This is a genomic window from Pseudomonas sp. VS40, from assembly GCF_018587885.1.
In the GTDB taxonomy this organism is placed as follows: Bacteria; Pseudomonadota; Gammaproteobacteria; order Pseudomonadales; family Pseudomonadaceae; genus Aquipseudomonas; species Aquipseudomonas pergaminensis.
Genome location: NZ_JAGYWD010000005.1, coordinates 304,290 through 321,847, shown reverse-complemented (window position 1 = coordinate 321,847; position 17,558 = coordinate 304,290). Strand labels below are relative to the sequence as shown.

General features: G+C 63.1%; 14 protein-coding genes. 7 read left to right on the top strand and 7 right to left on the bottom strand.

Annotation, left to right across the window (positions count from 1 at the left end; genetic code table 11):
• Positions 1-4: 4 nt before the first annotated feature.
• Positions 5-985, bottom strand: a complete 981-nt coding sequence (locus tag KHP07_RS17115) for a thiamine pyrophosphate-dependent dehydrogenase E1 component subunit alpha (protein WP_078048017.1) — start codon at positions 983-985, stop codon at positions 5-7.
• 298 nt (positions 986-1,283) lie between these two features.
• Here KHP07_RS17115 and KHP07_RS17110 point away from each other — a divergent pair, with 298 nt between their 5' ends.
• On the top strand, positions 1,284-3,146 hold the full coding sequence (locus KHP07_RS17110; protein WP_214497592.1) for a sigma-54-dependent Fis family transcriptional regulator: 1,863 nt from the start codon (positions 1,284-1,286) through the stop codon (positions 3,144-3,146).
• Positions 3,147-3,267: 121 nt separating this feature from the next.
• Here the strand turns inward: KHP07_RS17110 and KHP07_RS17105 are convergent, their stop codons facing one another.
• On the bottom strand, positions 3,268-4,047 hold the full coding sequence (locus KHP07_RS17105; protein ID WP_058425756.1) for an acetoin reductase: 780 nt from the start codon (positions 4,045-4,047) through the stop codon (positions 3,268-3,270).
• 184 nt (positions 4,048-4,231) lie between these two features.
• Here KHP07_RS17105 and KHP07_RS17100 point away from each other — a divergent pair, with 184 nt between their 5' ends.
• On the top strand, positions 4,232-6,385 hold the full coding sequence (locus KHP07_RS17100) for a TonB-dependent siderophore receptor (RefSeq protein WP_214497591.1): 2,154 nt from the start codon (positions 4,232-4,234) through the stop codon (positions 6,383-6,385).
• A gap of 3 nt (positions 6,386-6,388) precedes the next feature.
• Here the strand turns inward: KHP07_RS17100 and KHP07_RS17095 are convergent, their stop codons facing one another.
• Together KHP07_RS17095 and KHP07_RS17090 are read right to left on the bottom strand one after the other, a co-directional pair.
• The gene (locus KHP07_RS17095; RefSeq protein ID WP_078048013.1) at positions 6,389-6,826 is read right to left on the bottom strand and encodes a carboxymuconolactone decarboxylase family protein; all 438 of its coding nucleotides are present in this window, start codon (positions 6,824-6,826) and stop codon (positions 6,389-6,391) included.
• A gap of 384 nt (positions 6,827-7,210) precedes the next feature.
• A complete protein-coding gene (locus KHP07_RS17090) occupies positions 7,211-8,119 on the bottom strand; it encodes a LysR family transcriptional regulator (RefSeq protein ID WP_099493800.1) in 909 nt (302 codons plus the stop codon).
• Positions 8,120-8,323: 204 nt separating this feature from the next.
• Here KHP07_RS17090 and KHP07_RS17085 point away from each other — a divergent pair, with 204 nt between their 5' ends.
• Both KHP07_RS17085 and KHP07_RS17080 read left to right on the top strand, forming a co-directional pair.
• Positions 8,324-8,722 carry a helix-turn-helix domain-containing protein gene (locus KHP07_RS17085; protein WP_099493801.1) on the top strand — a complete coding sequence of 133 codons (399 nt, stop codon included), beginning with the start codon at positions 8,324-8,326 and terminating at the stop codon, positions 8,720-8,722.
• 58 nt (positions 8,723-8,780) lie between these two features.
• The gene (locus KHP07_RS17080) at positions 8,781-11,543 is read left to right on the top strand and encodes an ATP-binding protein (RefSeq protein WP_214497590.1); all 2,763 of its coding nucleotides are present in this window, start codon (positions 8,781-8,783) and stop codon (positions 11,541-11,543) included.
• Here the strand turns inward: KHP07_RS17080 and KHP07_RS17075 are convergent.
• Both KHP07_RS17075 and KHP07_RS17070 read right to left on the bottom strand, forming a co-directional pair.
• The gene (locus tag KHP07_RS17075) at positions 11,490-13,013 is read right to left on the bottom strand and encodes an ATP-binding protein (RefSeq protein ID WP_099493803.1); all 1,524 of its coding nucleotides are present in this window, start codon (positions 13,011-13,013) and stop codon (positions 11,490-11,492) included. The two genes, KHP07_RS17080 and KHP07_RS17075, sit on opposite strands and share 54 nt — an antisense overlap.
• A gap of 95 nt (positions 13,014-13,108) precedes the next feature.
• Positions 13,109-14,059: a GlxA family transcriptional regulator gene (locus KHP07_RS17070; RefSeq protein ID WP_078048008.1), complete on the bottom strand. Its 951-nt coding sequence runs from the start codon at positions 14,057-14,059 to the stop codon at positions 13,109-13,111.
• Positions 14,060-14,239: 180 nt separating this feature from the next.
• Here KHP07_RS17070 and KHP07_RS17065 point away from each other — a divergent pair, with 180 nt between their 5' ends.
• Together KHP07_RS17065 and KHP07_RS17060 are read left to right on the top strand one after the other, a co-directional pair.
• Positions 14,240-14,962 carry a pirin family protein gene (locus KHP07_RS17065; protein ID WP_078048007.1) on the top strand — a complete coding sequence of 241 codons (723 nt, stop codon included), beginning with the start codon at positions 14,240-14,242 and terminating at the stop codon, positions 14,960-14,962.
• A 146-nt stretch (positions 14,963-15,108) separates the two neighbouring features.
• A complete protein-coding gene (locus KHP07_RS17060; RefSeq protein WP_068934315.1) occupies positions 15,109-15,573 on the top strand; it encodes a hypothetical protein in 465 nt (154 codons plus the stop codon).
• A gap of 170 nt (positions 15,574-15,743) precedes the next feature.
• Here the strand turns inward: KHP07_RS17060 and KHP07_RS17055 are convergent, their stop codons facing one another.
• Positions 15,744-16,703 (bottom strand): GlxA family transcriptional regulator, encoded by a 960-nt coding sequence (locus tag KHP07_RS17055; protein ID WP_214497589.1) that lies wholly within the window; start codon positions 16,701-16,703, stop codon positions 15,744-15,746.
• Between the two features lie 108 nt (positions 16,704-16,811).
• Here KHP07_RS17055 and KHP07_RS17050 point away from each other — a divergent pair, with 108 nt between their 5' ends.
• Entirely contained in the window at positions 16,812-17,348 is a 537-nt protein-coding gene (locus KHP07_RS17050) for a thioesterase family protein (protein WP_214497588.1), read from the top strand.
• Positions 17,349-17,558: the final 210 nt, after the last annotated feature.

Below are 17,558 nucleotides of genomic sequence, written 5' to 3'. Positions count from 1 at the left end.
GTTGTTATGAGTGGTAGGCGACGTAGACATCACTGAGCAGGTCGGCGGCCTGGGGCTTGGGATCCGACTTGGCCAGGCGCACGGCGTCGTCGATGAGCTGGGCGACCTCGCCATCGATGCGCTCGAATTGCGCCGCGTCCAGCCAGCCTTCAGTGCTGCAACGCTGGCGGAACAGCGCCAGGCAATCGGCGTGTTCCCGCAGGTTCTTCACTTCATCTGGGCCGCGATAGGTTTGTGCATCGCCTTCGAAATGGCCGTAGAAGCGGCTCAATTTCACTTCGACCAAGGTTGGCCCGTCGCCCTTGCGCGCACGTTCCACGGCAACACCAAGCGCTGCGTGCACGGCGAAGAAATCATTGCCATCAACAATCACCCCCGGCATGCCAAACCCCACGGCACGCTCGGCGATGTCCTTGCACGCTACCGACCAACCGGATCCGGTGGCCTCGGCATAGCCGTTGTTTTCCGCAACGAACAGGCACGGCAGTTTCATGATCGAGGCCAGGTTCATCGCTTCGAACACCGCACCTTCGTTGGAGCCACCGTCGCCAAAGAACGCCACGGCCACGCCCTGGCTGCCCTTGAGTCTGGAGGCCAGCGCCGCACCGGCCGCCAACGGCGCACCCGCGCCGACAATGCCGTTGGCGCCGAGCATGCCCTTCTCCTGGTCGGCAATGTGCATGGAGCCGCCTTTACCGCCACACACACCGGTTTTCTTGCCGTAGATCTCGGCCATCATGCCGAACACATCCACGCCCTTGGCGATGCAATGGCCGTGGCCACGGTGGTTGGAGGCGATGCAATCTTCGTCGTTGAGGTGAGCCATGACTCCGGCGGCACTGGCTTCCTGGCCGGCGTAGAGGTGCACGAAACCGGGGATCTCGCCGGTGGCGAATTCCACGTGCAGGCGTTCTTCGAAATCACGGATGGTGCGCATCACGGTGTAGGCATGCAGCAGTTGATCGGTGGACAGGTGAGTGGACATCTTGTTGTTCTCCAGGTTGTCTCGGCACACAGAAGGCTGATCGTGGTCAGCTACAGGGCCTTCAGCACAGCCTGTGCCAAGGCTGTAAAAAACCTGGCATAACCTTGATCCAGAGCGGTTGTCGCAACCCGGCCGGGATCGCAGAATGAGACGCGGCATTGCGACTCGAAGGCGGCATCTCAGCCGGTTTGAGACGCTGCGTCTCATGCCGGGCTGTTGGTCAGGCAGCGCTTGTCGCGCCCGACGCATGCGCGCTTAATGGCGGGCATAACAACAAAGACCGAGAACCGGAGGCCTTATGCTCGCCGCGAACTCCAGGGAGCACGTCGACTGCGTCAGTCGCGTGGTCCGCAATGCCGACCGCCTGCCCCAGGCGCCGGTGCCGTCGCTGATCTTCGATTCGTGGCGGCGCTCCATGGAGCAACACCACCTGGACCCCGGCTCCCTGCAGGGGCCACGCATCCTCAGCGAACCCTTGCTCAAGGAATGCCGCGAACGCGCCGAACTGTTCATGCGCATTGCCGGCGAAGCCGTCGGGCAACTGCATCACCGTGTGCGCCAGGCCGACTACTGCGTGATGCTCACCGATGCCCAGGGCCAGACCATCGACCACCGCGTGGACGCCTCGATCCGCAGCGATTGCCGCAAGGCTGGCCTGTACCTCGGCACCTGCTGGTCGGAAGCCGAAGAAGGCACCTGCGGCGTGGCCACCGTGCTCACCAGTCAATCGGCGGTGACGGTGCACAAACGCGACCACTTCCGTGCAGCCTTCATCGGCCTGACCTGCTCCGCCGCGCCGATCTTCGATCCCCAGGGCAACCTGCTGGGAGTGATGGACGCCTCGGCGCTCAAATCGCCGGATGACCGCCGCAGCCAGCACCTGATACGCCAGTTGGTGGCGCACAGTGCCGAGGCCATCGAGAACGCCTTCTTCATGCACAGCGCCCAGCAGCACTGGGTGCTGCAAGCCCACAGCACACCGGGTTATGTGGACAGCCAGCCCGACCTGCTGCTGGCCTGGGACCAGGACGGCCGCCTGCTGGCCTTGAACAGTAAGGCGCGCCAGGCCTTGCGCCGGCGCTTTGGCCAGGTGCCGGCGCACATCGGCGAGGTGTTCGACCTGAGCGCCTTGCGCGCCGTCACCGACCAGTCCACCCAGCACCTGCATTGGCTGGGAGAACCGGGTGCGCTGCACGTGCGGGTCAACGCGCCCCGACGCAAACAGGCGCGAGCGCCGCTGGTGCCCTTGGTGGATGCCCGTGTCGAAGAACACCTGCGCCTGGCCGTGCGGGTCAAGGACCGCAACCTGCCGGTACTGGTGCAAGGCGAAACCGGCGCCGGCAAGGAAGTCTTCGCCCGCCAACTGCACGAGCGCAGCGCCCGGCGCGGTGGGCCGTTCGTGGCGGTGAACTGCGCGGCGATTCCGGAAAACCTGATTGAGAGCGAGCTGTTCGGCTATGTGGCCGGCGCCTTTACCGGCGCCGCCAGCAAAGGCATGCCCGGGCTGCTGGTGCGGGCCGATGGCGGCACCTTGTTCCTCGATGAAATCGGCGACATGCCTCTGGCCCTGCAGACGCGCCTGCTGAGGGTGCTGGCCGAAGGTGAAGTGGCACCGTTGGGCGCGGCGAAAACCCGCACCGTCGATATCCAGGTGATTTGCGCCAGTCACCGCGATTTGTCGGTGTTGGTCAATGAGGGCCGCTTTCGCGAGGACCTGTACTTTCGCCTCGGCTGCGCGCGCTTCTGCCTGCCGCCGCTGCGCGAGCGCACCGATAAACTGGCGCTGATCAACCGTTTGCTGGAACAGGAAGCGCGCAACAGCGGTATCACGGTGGGTATCGGCCAGGCGGCATTGGAGTTGCTGTTGGGGTACGCGTGGCCGGGCAATGTGCGGCAACTGCGATATGTGCTGGCGTATGCCTGTGCGGTGTGTGAGGGCGGGACGGTGCAGATGGCGGATTTGCCGGTGGAAGTGCGTGGGGAACGGGTACTGGAGATGGTTGAAGCGAGCGTGAGCCCCGAGCGCCAGGTGGTGCTGGATGCGCTGATTCGCCATCGCTGGAAGCCGTTACCGACCGCGCAGGCGCTGGGGATTTCCCGTGCAACGCTGTACCGCCGCGTCACCCGACTGGGCATCGACATGCCCAACAAAACCCGCTGATACAACGGGGTCAATACGGTGGGAGGGGGCTTGCCCCGCTGGCGGTGGATCAGTCAATACTTCCAGTGCTGACACACTGCTATCGGGGGCAAGCCCCCTCCCACATTGGACTGAGTACCTGTCAGCGGTAGACAAGGCCACCGTCGATCAGCGGCGATTGCCCGGTCATGTAGTCCGCATCCGGCCCGGCCAGGTACGCGACCAGCCCCGCCACATCCTCCGGCGTCTGCGCCCGGCCCAAGGCGATGCCATCCACATACTTCTTGTAGGTCGCACCGACTTCGGCGCCGGTGATCTCGGCCATGCGCTTGTCGATCTCGACCCACATATCGGTACCCACAACGCCCGGACAGTAGGCGTTTACGGTAATCCCGGCGCTCGCCAACTCCTTGGCCGCCGCCTGGGTCAAGGCACGCACGGCAAACTTGGTGGCCGAGTACACCCCCAGCAGCGCAAAACCTTCATGGCCGGCGATGGAGCAGGCGTTGATGATCTTGCCCTTCTGCTTGAGCGCCTTGAATTTCTTGCCGGCGGCCTGGATGCCCCACAACACGCCCTGCACGTTGATGCCCAGGGTGCGCTCGACCTGTTCCGGGCTGACGTCCAACAGCGAATCGATCTGCGCCACACCGGCATTGTTGACGATGATGTGGAAGCCACCCAGGGTCAGGTGCGCATGCTCCACCGCCGCCACCACCTGTTCGCGCTTGGACACGTCAGCGACGAACACAGAGGCCTTGCGGCCCAGCGCGACGACTTCGGCGGCCACGGCTTCGAGCTTGGCGCCATTGATGTCCACCAGGGCGATATCGGCACCGTCCTGTGCCAGGCGCAAGGCGATGGCCCGGCCAATGCCCTGCCCGGCGCCGGTCACCAGCGCGACTTTTCCAGCAATACTCATGGCGTTCTCCTGCAATTGATGAGGGAAGCCTTGTCTATCGCAGGTGCGCTGCGGGCTGTCGAGGTGCACATGGATTGGCATGCGGTCTGAGACGGGATGTCTCAAGGTGCGAATCATTCTTGTAAAAGTGCGCACTTATGCCTAGCTTATGCGCCCCCCGCCCGCGCTTTAAGGCCCTGCCCCCATGGTTTTGCGTTTTCGTCCCGTCGTCACCTCACGTTTCGCCCTCGGTCTGCTGCTCAGCGGCGGCATCGGTCACAGCCTGGCGGCAGACCTTGAACTGCCGGCGGTGAAGGTCCAGGGCCAGGATGCATCCGGCTACCGCAGCGACACTGCCTCGGTGAGCGGCGTCGACGAAGCACCACTGCTCGACACCCCGGCCTCGATCACGGTGATCAACGCCGCACTGATCAAGGACCAGCAGGCGCGCCTGCTCAGTGAAGTGCTGCGCAACGACGCCTCGGTGGGCGACAGCTATGCGCCCATCGGTTACTACGAAAACTTTGTGGTGCGCGGCTTCTCGCTGAATGCGGCGAGCAGCTACAAGATCAATGGGCGCACCATCACCGGCGAGCAGAACGTTGCCCTGGAAAACAAGCAGCAGGTGGAAGTGCTCAAGGGCCTGGCGGGCCTGCAGAGCGGGATCTCCGAGCCGAGCGGCGTGATCAACTACGTGACCAAGCGCCCGGAAGATGTGCGCTCGGTGACGGTCTCCACCGATGATCGCGGCAGCGGCTATATCGCCACCGACGTCGGCGGCTGGTTTGGCAGCGAGCAACAGTTCGGCCTGCGCGCCAACGTGGCCCATGAAGACCTCAATTCCTATGTGGAACACGCCAATGGCCAGCGCGATTTTGTGTCCCTGGCCTTTGACTGGAACATCAGCCCCGATGCCGTATTGCAACTGGACGCCGAATACCAGGACAAACAGCAACGCTCGGTGCCGGGCTACCAACTGCTGGGTGGCACCGAGGTGCCACACGGGGCCTCACCGAAGAAACTGCTGGGGCACCAGAGCGGGTCCAGGCAAGTGGGCATTGATTCGCTGAATCTCAACGGCAAGTTTGAATACCGCTTCAATGATCAGTGGAAAGGCAGCGTGAGCGCAGCGCGCAGCAAGGTGGTGATCGATGACTACAGTTCGTTTGCCTATGGTTGCTTCTACGTGACCGATTGCGGCACCGCCTTCTTCAGCCCCACCGGCGACTATGACGTCTACGACTACCGCAGCCCCGACGACACCCGCCGCGACGACGAAGTGCAGGCAGCCATGACCGGGCTGTTCAACACGGGCAGCCTGGGCCATGAACTGACCTTTGGCACCAGCGCTTTTCGCCGTGTGGTCGACAAGCGCAAGTCGGTCAACGAATACATCGGCAGCACCAACATCAACGTCGACGCCCCAACTTTCACCCCCACCGACAAGCCGCTGAACGACAGCCATCGCAACCTCGACAGTCGCCAGTACGGCCTGTTCGTCACCGACCGCATCCGCCTCAACGAGCAATGGCAAACCATCCTCGGTGGCCGCGAAGTGCGCCTGGACGAAAAAGCCTTCGACGGCACCTCTGGCGCCCAGGTACGCCACACCCAGCAATACGTGTTCCTGCCGCAGGCGTCGTTGATCTATAAGCCGGTCGAAAATATCTCGCTCTACACCAGCTACAACAAAGGCCTGTCCCTGGGCGGCCAGGCGCCGTGGACAACCACCAACGACGGCGAAACCCTCGCCCCCACCACCTCACGCCAAATCGAAGCCGGGGTGAAATACGACTGGCGCCGCATCAGCTTCGCCGCCGCCGTGTTCCAGACCCGCCAGGCGTACCAGTACGCCAAACCGAATACCGCTGGCACATTCGACTATGTGCAACAGGGCGAGCAGAAAAACACCGGTCTGGAACTGTCGGCCAACGGCTGGGCCACCGAGCGTCTGCAAATCGCCACCAGCGTCGCGGCGATTCGCGCACGCGTGACCGGCAGTGGTACCGCGGACTACGAAGGTCACCAGGCGATCAACGTGCCCAAATTGCGCGCCAGCCTGTACGCCGACTACGCGTTGCCGTGGGTGAATGGCCTGGCGGTGCTGGGCGGTGTGCAATACAGCGCCAAGAAGTACGCCAATCGCAGCGGCAATGTGGAGGTGGGGGATTACGCGGTGGTGAACGTGGGCAGCCGCTACACCACCCAGGTGAACGGCTATGAGACGGTGTTTCGCCTGAGCGTCGACAACCTGTTCGACAAGCGCTACTGGCGCGACGCGGGCGAGTACTTGGGCGATGACTACCTGTTCCAGGGCGCGCCATTGACGGCGCGCCTGAGTGCCTCGGTGAATTTCTGAGGCTTACTTCGGCATCTTGCGGAAACCCACGGCCAGGCGGTTCCAGCTGTTGATGGTGGCGATTGCCACGCTGAGGTCGACCTGCTCCTGGGCGCTGAATTCGGCGGCCAGTGCGTTGAAGTCTTCGTCGGGCGCGTGGGTGTGGCTGATCAGGGTCAGGCTTTCGGCCCAAGCCAGTGCAGCACGTTCACGTGGGGTGAAGAACGGTGTTTCGCGCCAGGCTGACACGGTGTACAGGCGGCGTTCGGTCTCGCCGCCTTTGCGGGCGTCGGCGGTGTGCATGTCGAGGCAGAAGGCGCAGCCGTTGATCTGCGATACCCGCAGGCGTACCAGTTCCAGCAGTGGCAGCTCGATGGAGAGTTTGCCGACGGCGGCTTCCAGGGCGAGCATGGCTTTCATGGCGTCTGGGGAGGCGGTGTAGAAATCAGTACGGGTTTGCATGGTGATGCTCCAAGGCAGTGGGGATTGATGGCTAGGTTAGTCATCGGCGCTTGGAGGAGGAATATCCAATTTGGGGTAAGAATGGGTGACCAATTGGATTGGGCTGGTTGGGTACATATCCGTTATTTGGGGGCTGCCTAAGATCAAAGCACGGCGGCCTGAGTGCTTGAATCAAAGGCAGATACGTGTAGGAGCTGGCTTGCCGGCGATACAGGCGACTCGGTACAGCAGGCACACCCGGGTGATGCCATCGCCGGCAAGCCGGCTCCTACAGGTTGACCGAGGTCGACAGTATGCAACCGGTCGGCTCTAAGGCCGCCGCGTTAAACACGCTGCCCGAACGCAGGCTTGAATCCGTGGGTAACCCGGGTTAGCTGCCCCCAATCAAACCACCCGAGCCATATGCTCCCCAATCCGAGCCCTCAACCACCGCTCCGCCGGATCATTGTCATGCACCCCACTCCACACCATCGACAACTGCGCCTCCTCAATCGCAAACGGCGGATCCTCCGCCCGTAACGAAGTGCCCTCCGTCAACGCACACGCCGCATAATCCGGCACCGTCGCAATAATCTGCGTGCCTGCCAACAACGCCCGCAACCCACTGAACTGCGGCACCGCCAACACCACCCGGCGTGCCCGGCCAATCCGGGCCAGGTCCAGATCGATGTTGCCACTCAAGTCACCCGAAAACGACACCATCGCATGGGGCCGCTCACAGTAGTCATCCAGCGTCAGCGGCTCGGTGCCGTCGTCCCCACGCAAGACCTTGCACGGAATGTCTCGCAACTTCTTGCGCTTGGCATTCGCCGGCAACTCAGTGGTATAGCTCACCCCGACCGTAATTTCACCACTGGCCAGCAGCGACGACATCAACAGGTAATTGGCCCGACGCACCACCACGATGATCCCCGGTGCCTCTTCGCGCAGTTGGCTGAGCAACGGTGGGAACAGGCCAAATTCAGCGTCGTCCGAAAGGCCAATGCGAAACACCGCGCAACTGGTGGAAGGGTCGAAATCCTTGGCACGGCTGACCGCACCGGAAATGGTGTCCATGGCCGGTTGCAACTCCTTGAGTATCGCCACCGCGCGTGGCGTGGGCTCCATGCCGCGCCCATTACGCAGCAGCAGCGGGTCGTCGAACAGGTCGCGCAGACGGCCCAATGCCGCACTGACCGCCGGTTGGCCCATGAAGAGCTTTTCGGCGACCCGGGTCAGGTTCTTCTCGAACATCAGCGCTTCGAAAATCACCAGCAGGTTCATGTCGACGCGGCGCAGGTCGTTGCGGTTCATGGCGGTATCCAAACAGTAGGCAAGCCCACAGATAAGCACGCCAGACCCTGGCCGGATTGCACGTCTGTGCTGTCTTTTCCACGCCGGTACCTGGCGAAATTAACAACGATTAACTCGTCAGCCGGACGGTCCGGCAACAAGATTAGCCACGTCTACACTGCATCCATTCACCGGGAACGCTCCCATCGACTGCGGATATTTGTCATGGCCCGACTCGAGCAATATGCCCCTCGTTTGTCCGCTACCGGTGGCCTATGCCCCCGGCGCGAGCGTATCGCCAAGCAACTGATCCTGGCCAACCTGGGCGAAAGCCTGGTGATTGCCGACCTGGCCCAGGCCTGCGCGTTGTCGCGCAGCCATTTTTCCCGTGCGTTCAAGTGCACCACCGGGCTGTCGCCGCAGGAGTGGATCCGCCAACAGCGCATCCAGCGGGCCAAGGAACTGATCGCCAGTTCCACCCTGAGCCTGACGCAAATCAGCCTGGAATGCGGGTTTTGCGACCAGGCGCACTTCTGCCATATGTTCACCCGCAGCGAAGGCGTCAACCCCATGACCTGGCGAAATCACCACTCGCGCCAAAAGCCCCAAGTGATCGCGGCCTAGTGGTCGGTGCGTACCTGGAATATGCTGGCCGCTCCCCTTTTCCCGAGCATGGCCTCCCATGAGTGACCCCGACGACCAGGCCGTGCATTTCGGTCCCTACCGCATCCACCCGCGCCAACGCCTGGTGCTGGAGGCCGGTCGTCCGTTGCGCCTGGGGCGGCGCGCCGTGGATATCCTGCTGATCCTGCTCGAACAGGCCGGCAATGTGGTGAGCAAACATGAACTGATCGCCCGGGTGTGGCCCAAAAGCGTGGTGGAAGACGGCAACCTGCGGGTGCATATGGCCGCGTTGCGCAAGGCGCTGGGCGATGGCCAGGCCGGGCAGCGCTATATCGTCACTGTCGCCCAGCGCGGCTACAGTTTTGTTGCGCCACTGAGCATCGAACCGATGACGCTACCCACCGAGGGCGCCCCCCAAGGCACGTGCCACAACCTGCCGCTGCGCCGTACCCGGATGCTCGGCCGCCAGGCCCTGATCGACAGCCTGGTGCAGCAACTGCCCGAACAGCGCTTTATCACCCTCACCGGCGCCGGCGGAATCGGCAAGACCACTGTCGCGCTGCGGGTGGCAGAACTGCTGATCGGGCATTACCGCGACGGCATTCGCCTGCTGGACCTGGCGCCGCTGAGCGCGCCGTCGATGATCCTGCCCAATCTCGCCGCCCTGCTCGACCTCACCCACACCGAGCATGAGCCCCTGGTCACGTTTGCCCGCAGCCTGCAGGAACGCCAGGTGCTGCTGGTGATCGACAACTGCGAGCACCTGTTGGACGACATCGCCCTGATCAGCGAAACCCTGCTGCGCCACGCGCCGAGGCTGCACATCCTGGCGACCAGCCGCGAGGCATTACGTGCCGAAGGTGAGTACGTGCAGCGCCTGGAGCCGCTGGCCTGCCCGCCCGCCAGCGGCAACCGCGCACAGGCGTTGGGCTACCCTGCCCTGCAATTGCTGATCGAGCGGGCCATGTCTCACCAGGACAGCTTTGAACTGAGCGACGCCGAACTGCCGCTGGCGATCGATATCTGCCAGCGCCTGGACGGCATTCCCCTGGCCATCGAGTTGGTGGCGGCGCAGATCGAGCGCTTCGGCCTGCCGGGGCTGCTGGTGCAAATGGAAGACAACTTCCGCTTGCTGACCCGTGGCCGGCGCAGTGCCCTGCCCCGCCATCAAACCCTACGGGCCACGCTGGACTGGAGCTTTGAGCTGCTCACCGCCTGCGAACAGATCTGCCTGCGTCGCCTGGCGGTGTTTCGCGGGGGTTTCAGCCTGGCCAGCGCGGCGGCGGTGATTGCCGGGGAGCAGGTCGCGCCGACCGAGGTGCTGGGCTCGATCACGCAATTGGTCGCCAAGTCGTTGCTCAATGTGGAAGCCGGTGATGACGAGATGGTCTACCGCCTGCTGGACGTCACCCGCACCTATGCCCTGGAAAAGCTCAGCGTCGCCCACGAACTGGACGCCACTCGCGAGCGTCACGCCGAGCGCTGCCTGGCGCTGATGGAACAGGCGCGCGACGATTGGGAGTTGGTCGCCACCCAATCCTGGATCGACCGTTACGCGCCGCTGCGTGAAGATGTCCGCTCAGCCCTCGACTGGGGGCTCGCGCAAGGCGGCGAACACCTGCTGGCGATCCGTTTGACGGTCAGCGCAATGCCGCTGTGGCAAGAGTTGTCGTTGCTCAGGGAACACCGTTTATACGTGGACAAGGCGCTGGCGTTGATGGACCAGGCTATCTCGCCCTGCCCCCGCTTGACGATGCAATTGCAATTGGCGCTGGGCAGCCTGTCCTATCACGCCATGGGCGGTGCCCCGCAGACCATCGCCGCGTTCGTCAGTGCGCGGCGCTTGGCCGAGGCGCGCGAGGACGTCGCGGGGCAGTTGCGTGCGGTCTCCGGGCATATGGCGGTGAACCTGTGCGCGGGCCAGTATCGCCAAGCGCTGGCGCAAAGCGTGCAGTTTGATCGCCTGGACCCACGCACCGACCCGCAACTGGACATCAGTGCCCAGCGCCTGCGCGTACTGGCCCAGCATTACAACGGCAACCAGGCACTCGCCCGGCACAATGCCGAGCAAGTGATCCAACGCATGGCGCACAGCGGCCACCTCAACCGGTTTGCCCACGGCATCGGTGTGCAATACGACCAGAGCGTCGCCTCGCTCACGGTGCTGGCGCGCATCCTGTGGCTGCAAGGCTTTCCCGAGCAGGCCTGGCGCACCGCCAGCCAGGCGCTGGAATTGGCGCAGCAGATCAACCATGGCACCTCCATCTGCTACACCCTCGCGCTGGCGGGCGTGGTCATCGCCCGTTACAACGGTGACGAAGACAGCGCCCAGACCCTGCAGGCGTTGCTGTTGGAACATGCCCACAAGCATTCGGTGCAGCTATTCCAGACCTGGGCAGGCCACTATGCGGGCATCCTCGGGCACAAGGACCTGCAAGGCCTGGGGTTGATCGAAGACATCCTGGTCACACTGGGTTCCCACGCGGTGGACACGCCAGGTTTCGAACGGGCCCGTGCGGGCGACGCGGGCTGGTGCACCGCGGAAATCCTGCGGGTACGCGCCGACACCCTGACCGATGAGCGCGCAGCCGAAGCGCTGTTGCTGGAGGCCCTGGGCCTGGCGCACCAGCAAGGCGCGCTGGCCTGGGAATTGCGCTGTGCGACGTCATTGGCAGGTTTATGGCAGTCCCAAGGCCGCCTGCTGGCAGCGCGGGACTTGCTGGGCTCGATTTACGCGCGGTACACCGAAGGTTTTGCCACCCAGGACCTAGTCCGTGTACGCCGCCTGCTCGACGAGTTGCAGGACAAACGGCCGGCCTGAAAACGGCACCAGGTAATGCCCATAGCCCTGCTGCAAGCGCGCCACCTGCACCGGGTCACGCAGCTGCGCCAGGGCATAGCAGCGCACGCAGTTGAGCAGGCGGTAGCGTGCAAGGCCCGGTCCGGGCTCAAGGCTTAGCAGCGAGGTATTCACCAGGCGCCCGAGCAGGTATGCCAGGTCGGCGTGTTCCAATTCAGTCCCGCTGACCAGCTCGCTCAAGGTGGGCAAGGTCACGGCCATCTTGAATAAACTCAACTGCAGGAACAGCCAACGCTCCGGCAGGCTCAGGCGCTGGTAGGTCCAGTCCAGGGCGGCCGTCAGGGATCGATGGCGTTCCACCGCCGTGCGCCGACCGCGGGTCAGCACGTGCAGGCCCTTGCTCAGTTGCTGTTGCAAGCCGCGCACGCCAAGGGCATCGACTTGGGCGGCCGCCAGTTCAAGGGCCAAGGGAATGCCATCAAGGCGCCGGCAAATATCGCGCAGCGGCGCCAGGTCCTGGGGCCGCAGCACGAACCCCTGCTGACCCGCCCTTGCCCGCGCCACAAACAACTGCACCGCCGGATACGCCAACGCCTGCTCAACACTGCCCAGCGCCGACGGCACAGGCACTGCCAGCCGGGGTACGCGTTGCACCCACTCACCCGCGACCTGCAGGGCTTCACGGCTGCTGACCAGTACGCTGACCTGCGGCGCTTTTTCGCGCAGCACGGCCACCAGGTGCCGGCAGGCGCCGAGCAGCAGGTCGGCACCATCCAGTACCAGCAGGAACTGGCGGGACGCCAATTGCCGGCCCAGCTCAGTGGCACTGGCGATGGGCTCCAGGTGCAAGGCCGTGGCCAGGTGGCGCAGCATGGCCACTGGCGCCTCGACAGTAGCCAGGTCGACCCACCACACGCCATCCCGGTAGCGCGGCAACACGCGTTCGGCCAACGCCAGGGCGAGGGTGCTCTTGCCGACGCCAGCGCAGCCGGTGAGGGTCAGCAATTGTTGCCCGGACAAACGCCGCACCAACATACCCAGCAGCGCGTCGCAGCCCATCACCGCGCTGAGCCGTGCGCTGAGGTTGTGCCGGGGCTGCGTGGCGGGCAGCCCCCCCTGCAGCTTGGCCGCGAAACAATAGCCACGCTGGGGGTCGTTGAGGATATAGCGCTGCCCATCGAGGGCACGGCGCAGCGCAGCGATGTGCACGCGCAGGTTGTTTTCTTCCACCACACTGTGCGGCCAGACCCGCTCGATCAGGGTCGCCTTACTGATGAATTGCCCAGGCGTTTCGAGCAGCACCGTGAGGATATCCAGCGCACGTCCACCCAAAGGCACCGGCCAGCCAGACTTGCTGACCAGCCGTTGTTGCCGGTGAAAGACATAAGCGCCGAAGCGCAGCGTGCCATCAACGTCAATCGCCTGAGGGTTATTCATGCGTGTAAAAGCGCTGAAACGCCCGGCCTTGGGCGTCTGCGCATCCTTTTCCATGGGCCTGACGCTATCTTGCCACCTGGGGATGACAGGACAATGCTGGCACGGGGAGCGACACGGACATTCGGGTGCCCGAGACGGACATTCTGTCGTTAACTGAACTGTTGTCGGTATTGAGTCGGGTTGAGGCCCAGTTTCTCGCTGAATAAAAAGCGCATATGCCGCACGCTGCCAAAACCTGCGTGGAACGCCACGGTCTTGAGCGGCAGGTCGGTGGTTTCGAGCAACTGCCGGGCGCGGTCGATGCGCGCGCCTTGCAGGAACGCCATGGGCGTCATCTGCACCTCTTTGGCGAACAGCCGCGCAAAATGCCGTGCGCTCATGCCGGCCAACGCGGCCATGGACTCGATGGTGAAGGGTTCGCACAGATGTTCGAGCACATGGTTCTGCACACGGGTGATCGCCGTTTCCTGGGGGGCAACCGCCGCTGTCATTGGGCTGAACTGGGCCTGCCCGCCCTGACGCTTCATCACCACCAGCAACACCTTGGCCACGTCCACCGCGACTTGCTTGCCGTGGTCTTGGGCCACCACCGACAGCGCCAGGTCGATACCGGCCGTGACGCCACCCGAGGTGATCAACCGCCCGTCCTGCAGGTAGATGCGGTCGGTCTCGACAATGGCCTTGGGAAACGCCTTGATCAACCGCTCGGTGTAGTGCCAGTGGGTGGTCACGCGGTGATTGTCCAGCAGGCCGGCATGCCCCAGCACGAACGCCCCGGTGCAGATAGAACCGAAGCGCCGCGCCCGTGGGGCTGCCGCCTTGAGCCAGGGCAACAACGCGGGGTGGCATTCGTTATAGGCCCCGGGACCACCAGGTACCAGCAGCAGGTCGTAGGCGTCCTGGGCCTGGTCCAGCAACAGGTCGGCCTGTACCGCCACGCCATTGGAAGCGCGCAGCGGGCCGGGCTCGGTGCCGAGGGTGAGGATCCGGTAATGCTCCGCCGCCGGCAGGTAGCGGTTGGCAATCGAAAACACTTCGAGCGGCCCAGCCATGTCGAGCAGGAGGAAGTCCGGAAACAGCGCCATGGCCACGGTTTTCATATCGGGGAAGGTCCATCGAGAAGGAATGCGGCAGGCATTATGGCACGTCCGCGACTGTCAACTTAAAGGGGACAGTTATTCAGACTTCATGATCTTAATGAATTTACCGGTAACTATTAACCTTCTTCTCAACGCAGGAGCCCTGCATTTCGCAGCCCGCTCCCACTTGAGGACAAGACCATGCTGACCCTTCGCAAAGCTTCCGAACGCGGCGCCGCCAATCACGGTTGGTTGAAGTCGTTCCACACCTTCTCGTTCGCCAACTACTGGAACCCCAATGAACAGGGGTTTTCTGACCTGCTGGTGATCAATGACGACCGCGTCGCGGCCGGCAAAGGCTTTGGCCAGCACCCGCACCGCGACATGGAGATCTTCTCCTATGTGCTCGAAGGCGCCTTGGAACACAAGGACACCCTGGGCACTGGCTCAGTGATCCGCCCTGGCGATGTGCAACTGATGAGCGCCGGCAGCGGCGTGGCCCACAGCGAGTTCAACCACAGCCAGACCCGTGGCGTGCACTTCCTGCAGATCTGGATCGTGCCAGCCGTGGCCGGCGCTGAACCACGCTATCAGCAAGAGCACTTCACTGACGCGCAGAAACGTGGGCGCTTGCAGTTGATCATCTCGCCGGATGGCCACGACGGCTCACTCAGCGTGCGCCAGGACGCCCGGGTGTATGCCGGCCTGTTCAACGGTGACGAAGCCGCCACCCTGGACCTGCCGCCCGATCGCCATGTGTACATCCATGTGGCCCGGGGCAGCGTTGAAATCAACGGCCAACGCTTGCAGGAAGGCGACGGCGCCCGCGTGCGGGATGAGCAACAGATCCGCCTGGGCCACGGTGACGATGCCGAGGTGCTGGTGTTCGACCTGCGCCCACAGGAACTGCCGCAGATGCCATGACTGCCCCGGCGATGGCTCGCCACAACGAGCCATCGCTGGCGTCGATAGTCACCATCAGCCCAATGAAGTTCTCTTAAAAAATGCAACGCGTAACATCAAACCCATACCAGCAACAACCCAAACTAAAACACTCGGAGCACACTCTCATGAAACGCCAAATCTTGCTTAGCCTCGCTTTCTCGGTACTCGCTGCAAATGCTTTTGCCCATCCTGTCGTCGCTGAAGGCGGTTCGGATCGCCTGATCGAAAGTCGCGTCGCAGAGGGTGGCTCGGACCGCCTGCAAGGTAACCGCGTTGCCGAAAATGGTTCGGACCGCCTGCTGGAACGCCGTGTTGCCGAAGGTGGCGCTGATCGCCTGCAGGAACGTGGCCTGGCTGAAGGCGGTGCTGATCGTCTGCAGGAACGTGGCTTGGCCGAAGGCGGTGCTGATCGCCTGCAGGAACGTGGCCTGGCTGAAGGCGGTGCTGATCGTCTGCAAGAACGTGGTCTGGCCGAAGGCGGTGCTGATCGTCTGCAAGAACGTGGCCTGGCCGAAGGCGGTGCTGATCGTCTGCAAGAACGTGGCCTGGCCGAAGGCGGTGCTGATCGCCTGCAAGGCAACAACGTATAACCCCGCGCTGCTTGCGGGAACCCCAAACCGGCCTGATCAGCCGGTTTTTTTTCGCCTGTGGTTAATGCAGCTCGCGGTCTACCTACAGCACCGCCTTGCCGATCAGCTGCAGCGCTTCGATGCGTACATGCACCTGCTGCACGGTTTCCAGCGTGTGCTACACCGCTGAATCAAACCGCACGGGCGAGGAATTTCTTGCGATACGCCGCCGGCAACAGGCCCACGCGTTGCTGGAACAGGCGGCGGAATGAATTGCTGTCTTCGTAGCCGACCGCGTAGGTGATGCTTTCCAACGTCATGCGGGTTGACTCAAGCATCTGCTTGGCCCGTTCCAGGCGCAGGGTTTGCAGGTAGGCAATCGGCGTGTAATCGGTGGCCTCCTTGAAGCGCCGCTTGAAGTTGCGCACGCCAAAACCGAAACGCCGGGCCACCTCATCAATCACCAGCGCCTCGGCAAAATGCTGCTCCAGCCAATGCTGCACCCGTAGGATCTCGCCGTCACCATGGTTTTTGGGCAGCGACCACATGGCGTACACCGACTGCTCGCTGCGCACAGTATCGATCAGCAGGTATTTGCCGCAGGTGTGGGCCAGTTCCGGCGCGCCAAAACGGCGGATCAGGTGCAACACCAAGTCCATCGCCGCACTCGCGCCGCCACTGGTGATCACGCGGTTTTCTTCGCAGAGAATCTGCCCATCATCCAGGCTCACGTCCGCATAGCGGCGTCGAAACAGCTCGGCAAACGCCCAATGGGTCGTGGCGCGCAGGCCTTGCAGCACACCGGACTCCGCCAACAGAAAGGCCGCCGTGCACATCGAAGCCAGGACTGCGCCGTGTGCATGCTGTTCACGCAACCAGGGGGCGTAGGCAGGAAAGGCTGGCAAGGCCTCTTTCAAGGTGAACAGAAAGCCTGGGATCAGTACCAGGTCGGTCTGGGCGACCTGCGCCACCGAGCGATCCACCTGCAAACGCTGGCCGCCCCAGGCCTCCACCGGCTGGCCGTCCAGGGAAGCGACCACGATGTCGAAGGGTGGCGTGTCGGCAAACAGGTTGGCCGCGTTCAGCATCTCCAGCGCCAGGGTGGCGCTGGCAGCGGAGCAACGGTCAGCCAGGAGCAAGGTAATGTGCATGAAAGGAACTCGCTTGCGCTTTTCGCATGTAATAAGTCATTTGCGCACCTACCTTAGCTGATTCCAGCTCTTTACAGTGCAGCCACTGATCAACTGCCTGGCGCTTTTATGAATCTCTGGTTTCGCTTGCTCTTCATGCTGTCCCGGCGCCCCTGGCGCAAGCCTGCCCATGGCCTGGCAACCACGGTAGTGCGCATGCGCGTCTGGCCGCTGGACCTGGATATCAACCGGCACGTCACCAACGGCCGCTACTTTTCCCTGGCCGACATTGCACGGATGGATTTCGTGCTGCGCACCGGCGCCTTTCGCGTGGCATTGCGCAACAAGGCGCTGCCCATCGTGGGCGATACCTGGGGCAAGTTCCGTCGTGAATTGAAACTGTTCGAAGTGTTTGAGGTGCACACCCGCATGCTCGGCTGGGACGACAAGTGGAGCCTCATGGAGCACCGCTTTGTCAGTAAGGGCCGGGTGGTCGGCGTGGTGGTGATGCGCGGGCTGTTCCGGTCGGCCAAGGGCACCCTGCCGCCGGGCGACTTTGTGAAGGAACTGGGCCTGGATGAGACCTCGCCACCGATGCCGCAATGGCTCAGCGACTGGGCGAAAAACTGCGATGACATGAGTGTGCAATTGCGGGGGGAGCAGTAGATTTGAATGCAGGCGCGTGGCGCGCGCCTCTGCCTTCCCTCCTTAGCGATGCAAGGGTTTCCCCGATTCAGCAAAAAAACCGTTTGGGCTAAAATACTTATCGCACATTAAGAGTTTGCACTAGCATATGTGTACGCCCGTGCAAAACCCCTCGCAATAACCGCGCACTACCCCATTCCTTTCTGAAAAACAAAGTGGCGAATGTTAAAA

Coding starts and splice junctions, on each gene's coding strand:
- KHP07_RS17060 (WP_068934315.1), top strand. CDS start 15,109: ATGAAACGCCAAATCTTGCTTAGCCTCGCTTTCTCGGTACTCGCTGCA.
- KHP07_RS17080 (WP_214497590.1), top strand. CDS start 8,781: ATGAGTGACCCCGACGACCAGGCCGTGCATTTCGGTCCCTACCGCATC.
- KHP07_RS17090 (WP_099493800.1), bottom strand. CDS start 8,119: ATGAACCGCAACGACCTGCGCCGCGTCGACATGAACCTGCTGGTGATT.
- KHP07_RS17105 (WP_058425756.1), bottom strand. CDS start 4,047: ATGAGTATTGCTGGAAAAGTCGCGCTGGTGACCGGCGCCGGGCAGGGC.
- KHP07_RS17110 (WP_214497592.1), top strand. CDS start 1,284: ATGCTCGCCGCGAACTCCAGGGAGCACGTCGACTGCGTCAGTCGCGTG.
- KHP07_RS17100 (WP_214497591.1), top strand. CDS start 4,232: ATGGTTTTGCGTTTTCGTCCCGTCGTCACCTCACGTTTCGCCCTCGGT.
- KHP07_RS17050 (WP_214497588.1), top strand. CDS start 16,812: ATGAATCTCTGGTTTCGCTTGCTCTTCATGCTGTCCCGGCGCCCCTGG.
- KHP07_RS17065 (WP_078048007.1), top strand. CDS start 14,240: ATGCTGACCCTTCGCAAAGCTTCCGAACGCGGCGCCGCCAATCACGGT.
- KHP07_RS17070 (WP_078048008.1), bottom strand. CDS start 14,059: ATGAAAACCGTGGCCATGGCGCTGTTTCCGGACTTCCTCCTGCTCGAC.
- KHP07_RS17085 (WP_099493801.1), top strand. CDS start 8,324: ATGGCCCGACTCGAGCAATATGCCCCTCGTTTGTCCGCTACCGGTGGC.
- KHP07_RS17055 (WP_214497589.1), bottom strand. CDS start 16,703: ATGCACATTACCTTGCTCCTGGCTGACCGTTGCTCCGCTGCCAGCGCC.
- KHP07_RS17115 (WP_078048017.1), bottom strand. CDS start 985: ATGTCCACTCACCTGTCCACCGATCAACTGCTGCATGCCTACACCGTG.
- KHP07_RS17095 (WP_078048013.1), bottom strand. CDS start 6,826: ATGCAAACCCGTACTGATTTCTACACCGCCTCCCCAGACGCCATGAAA.
- KHP07_RS17075 (WP_099493803.1), bottom strand. CDS start 13,013: ATGGAAAAGGATGCGCAGACGCCCAAGGCCGGGCGTTTCAGCGCTTTT.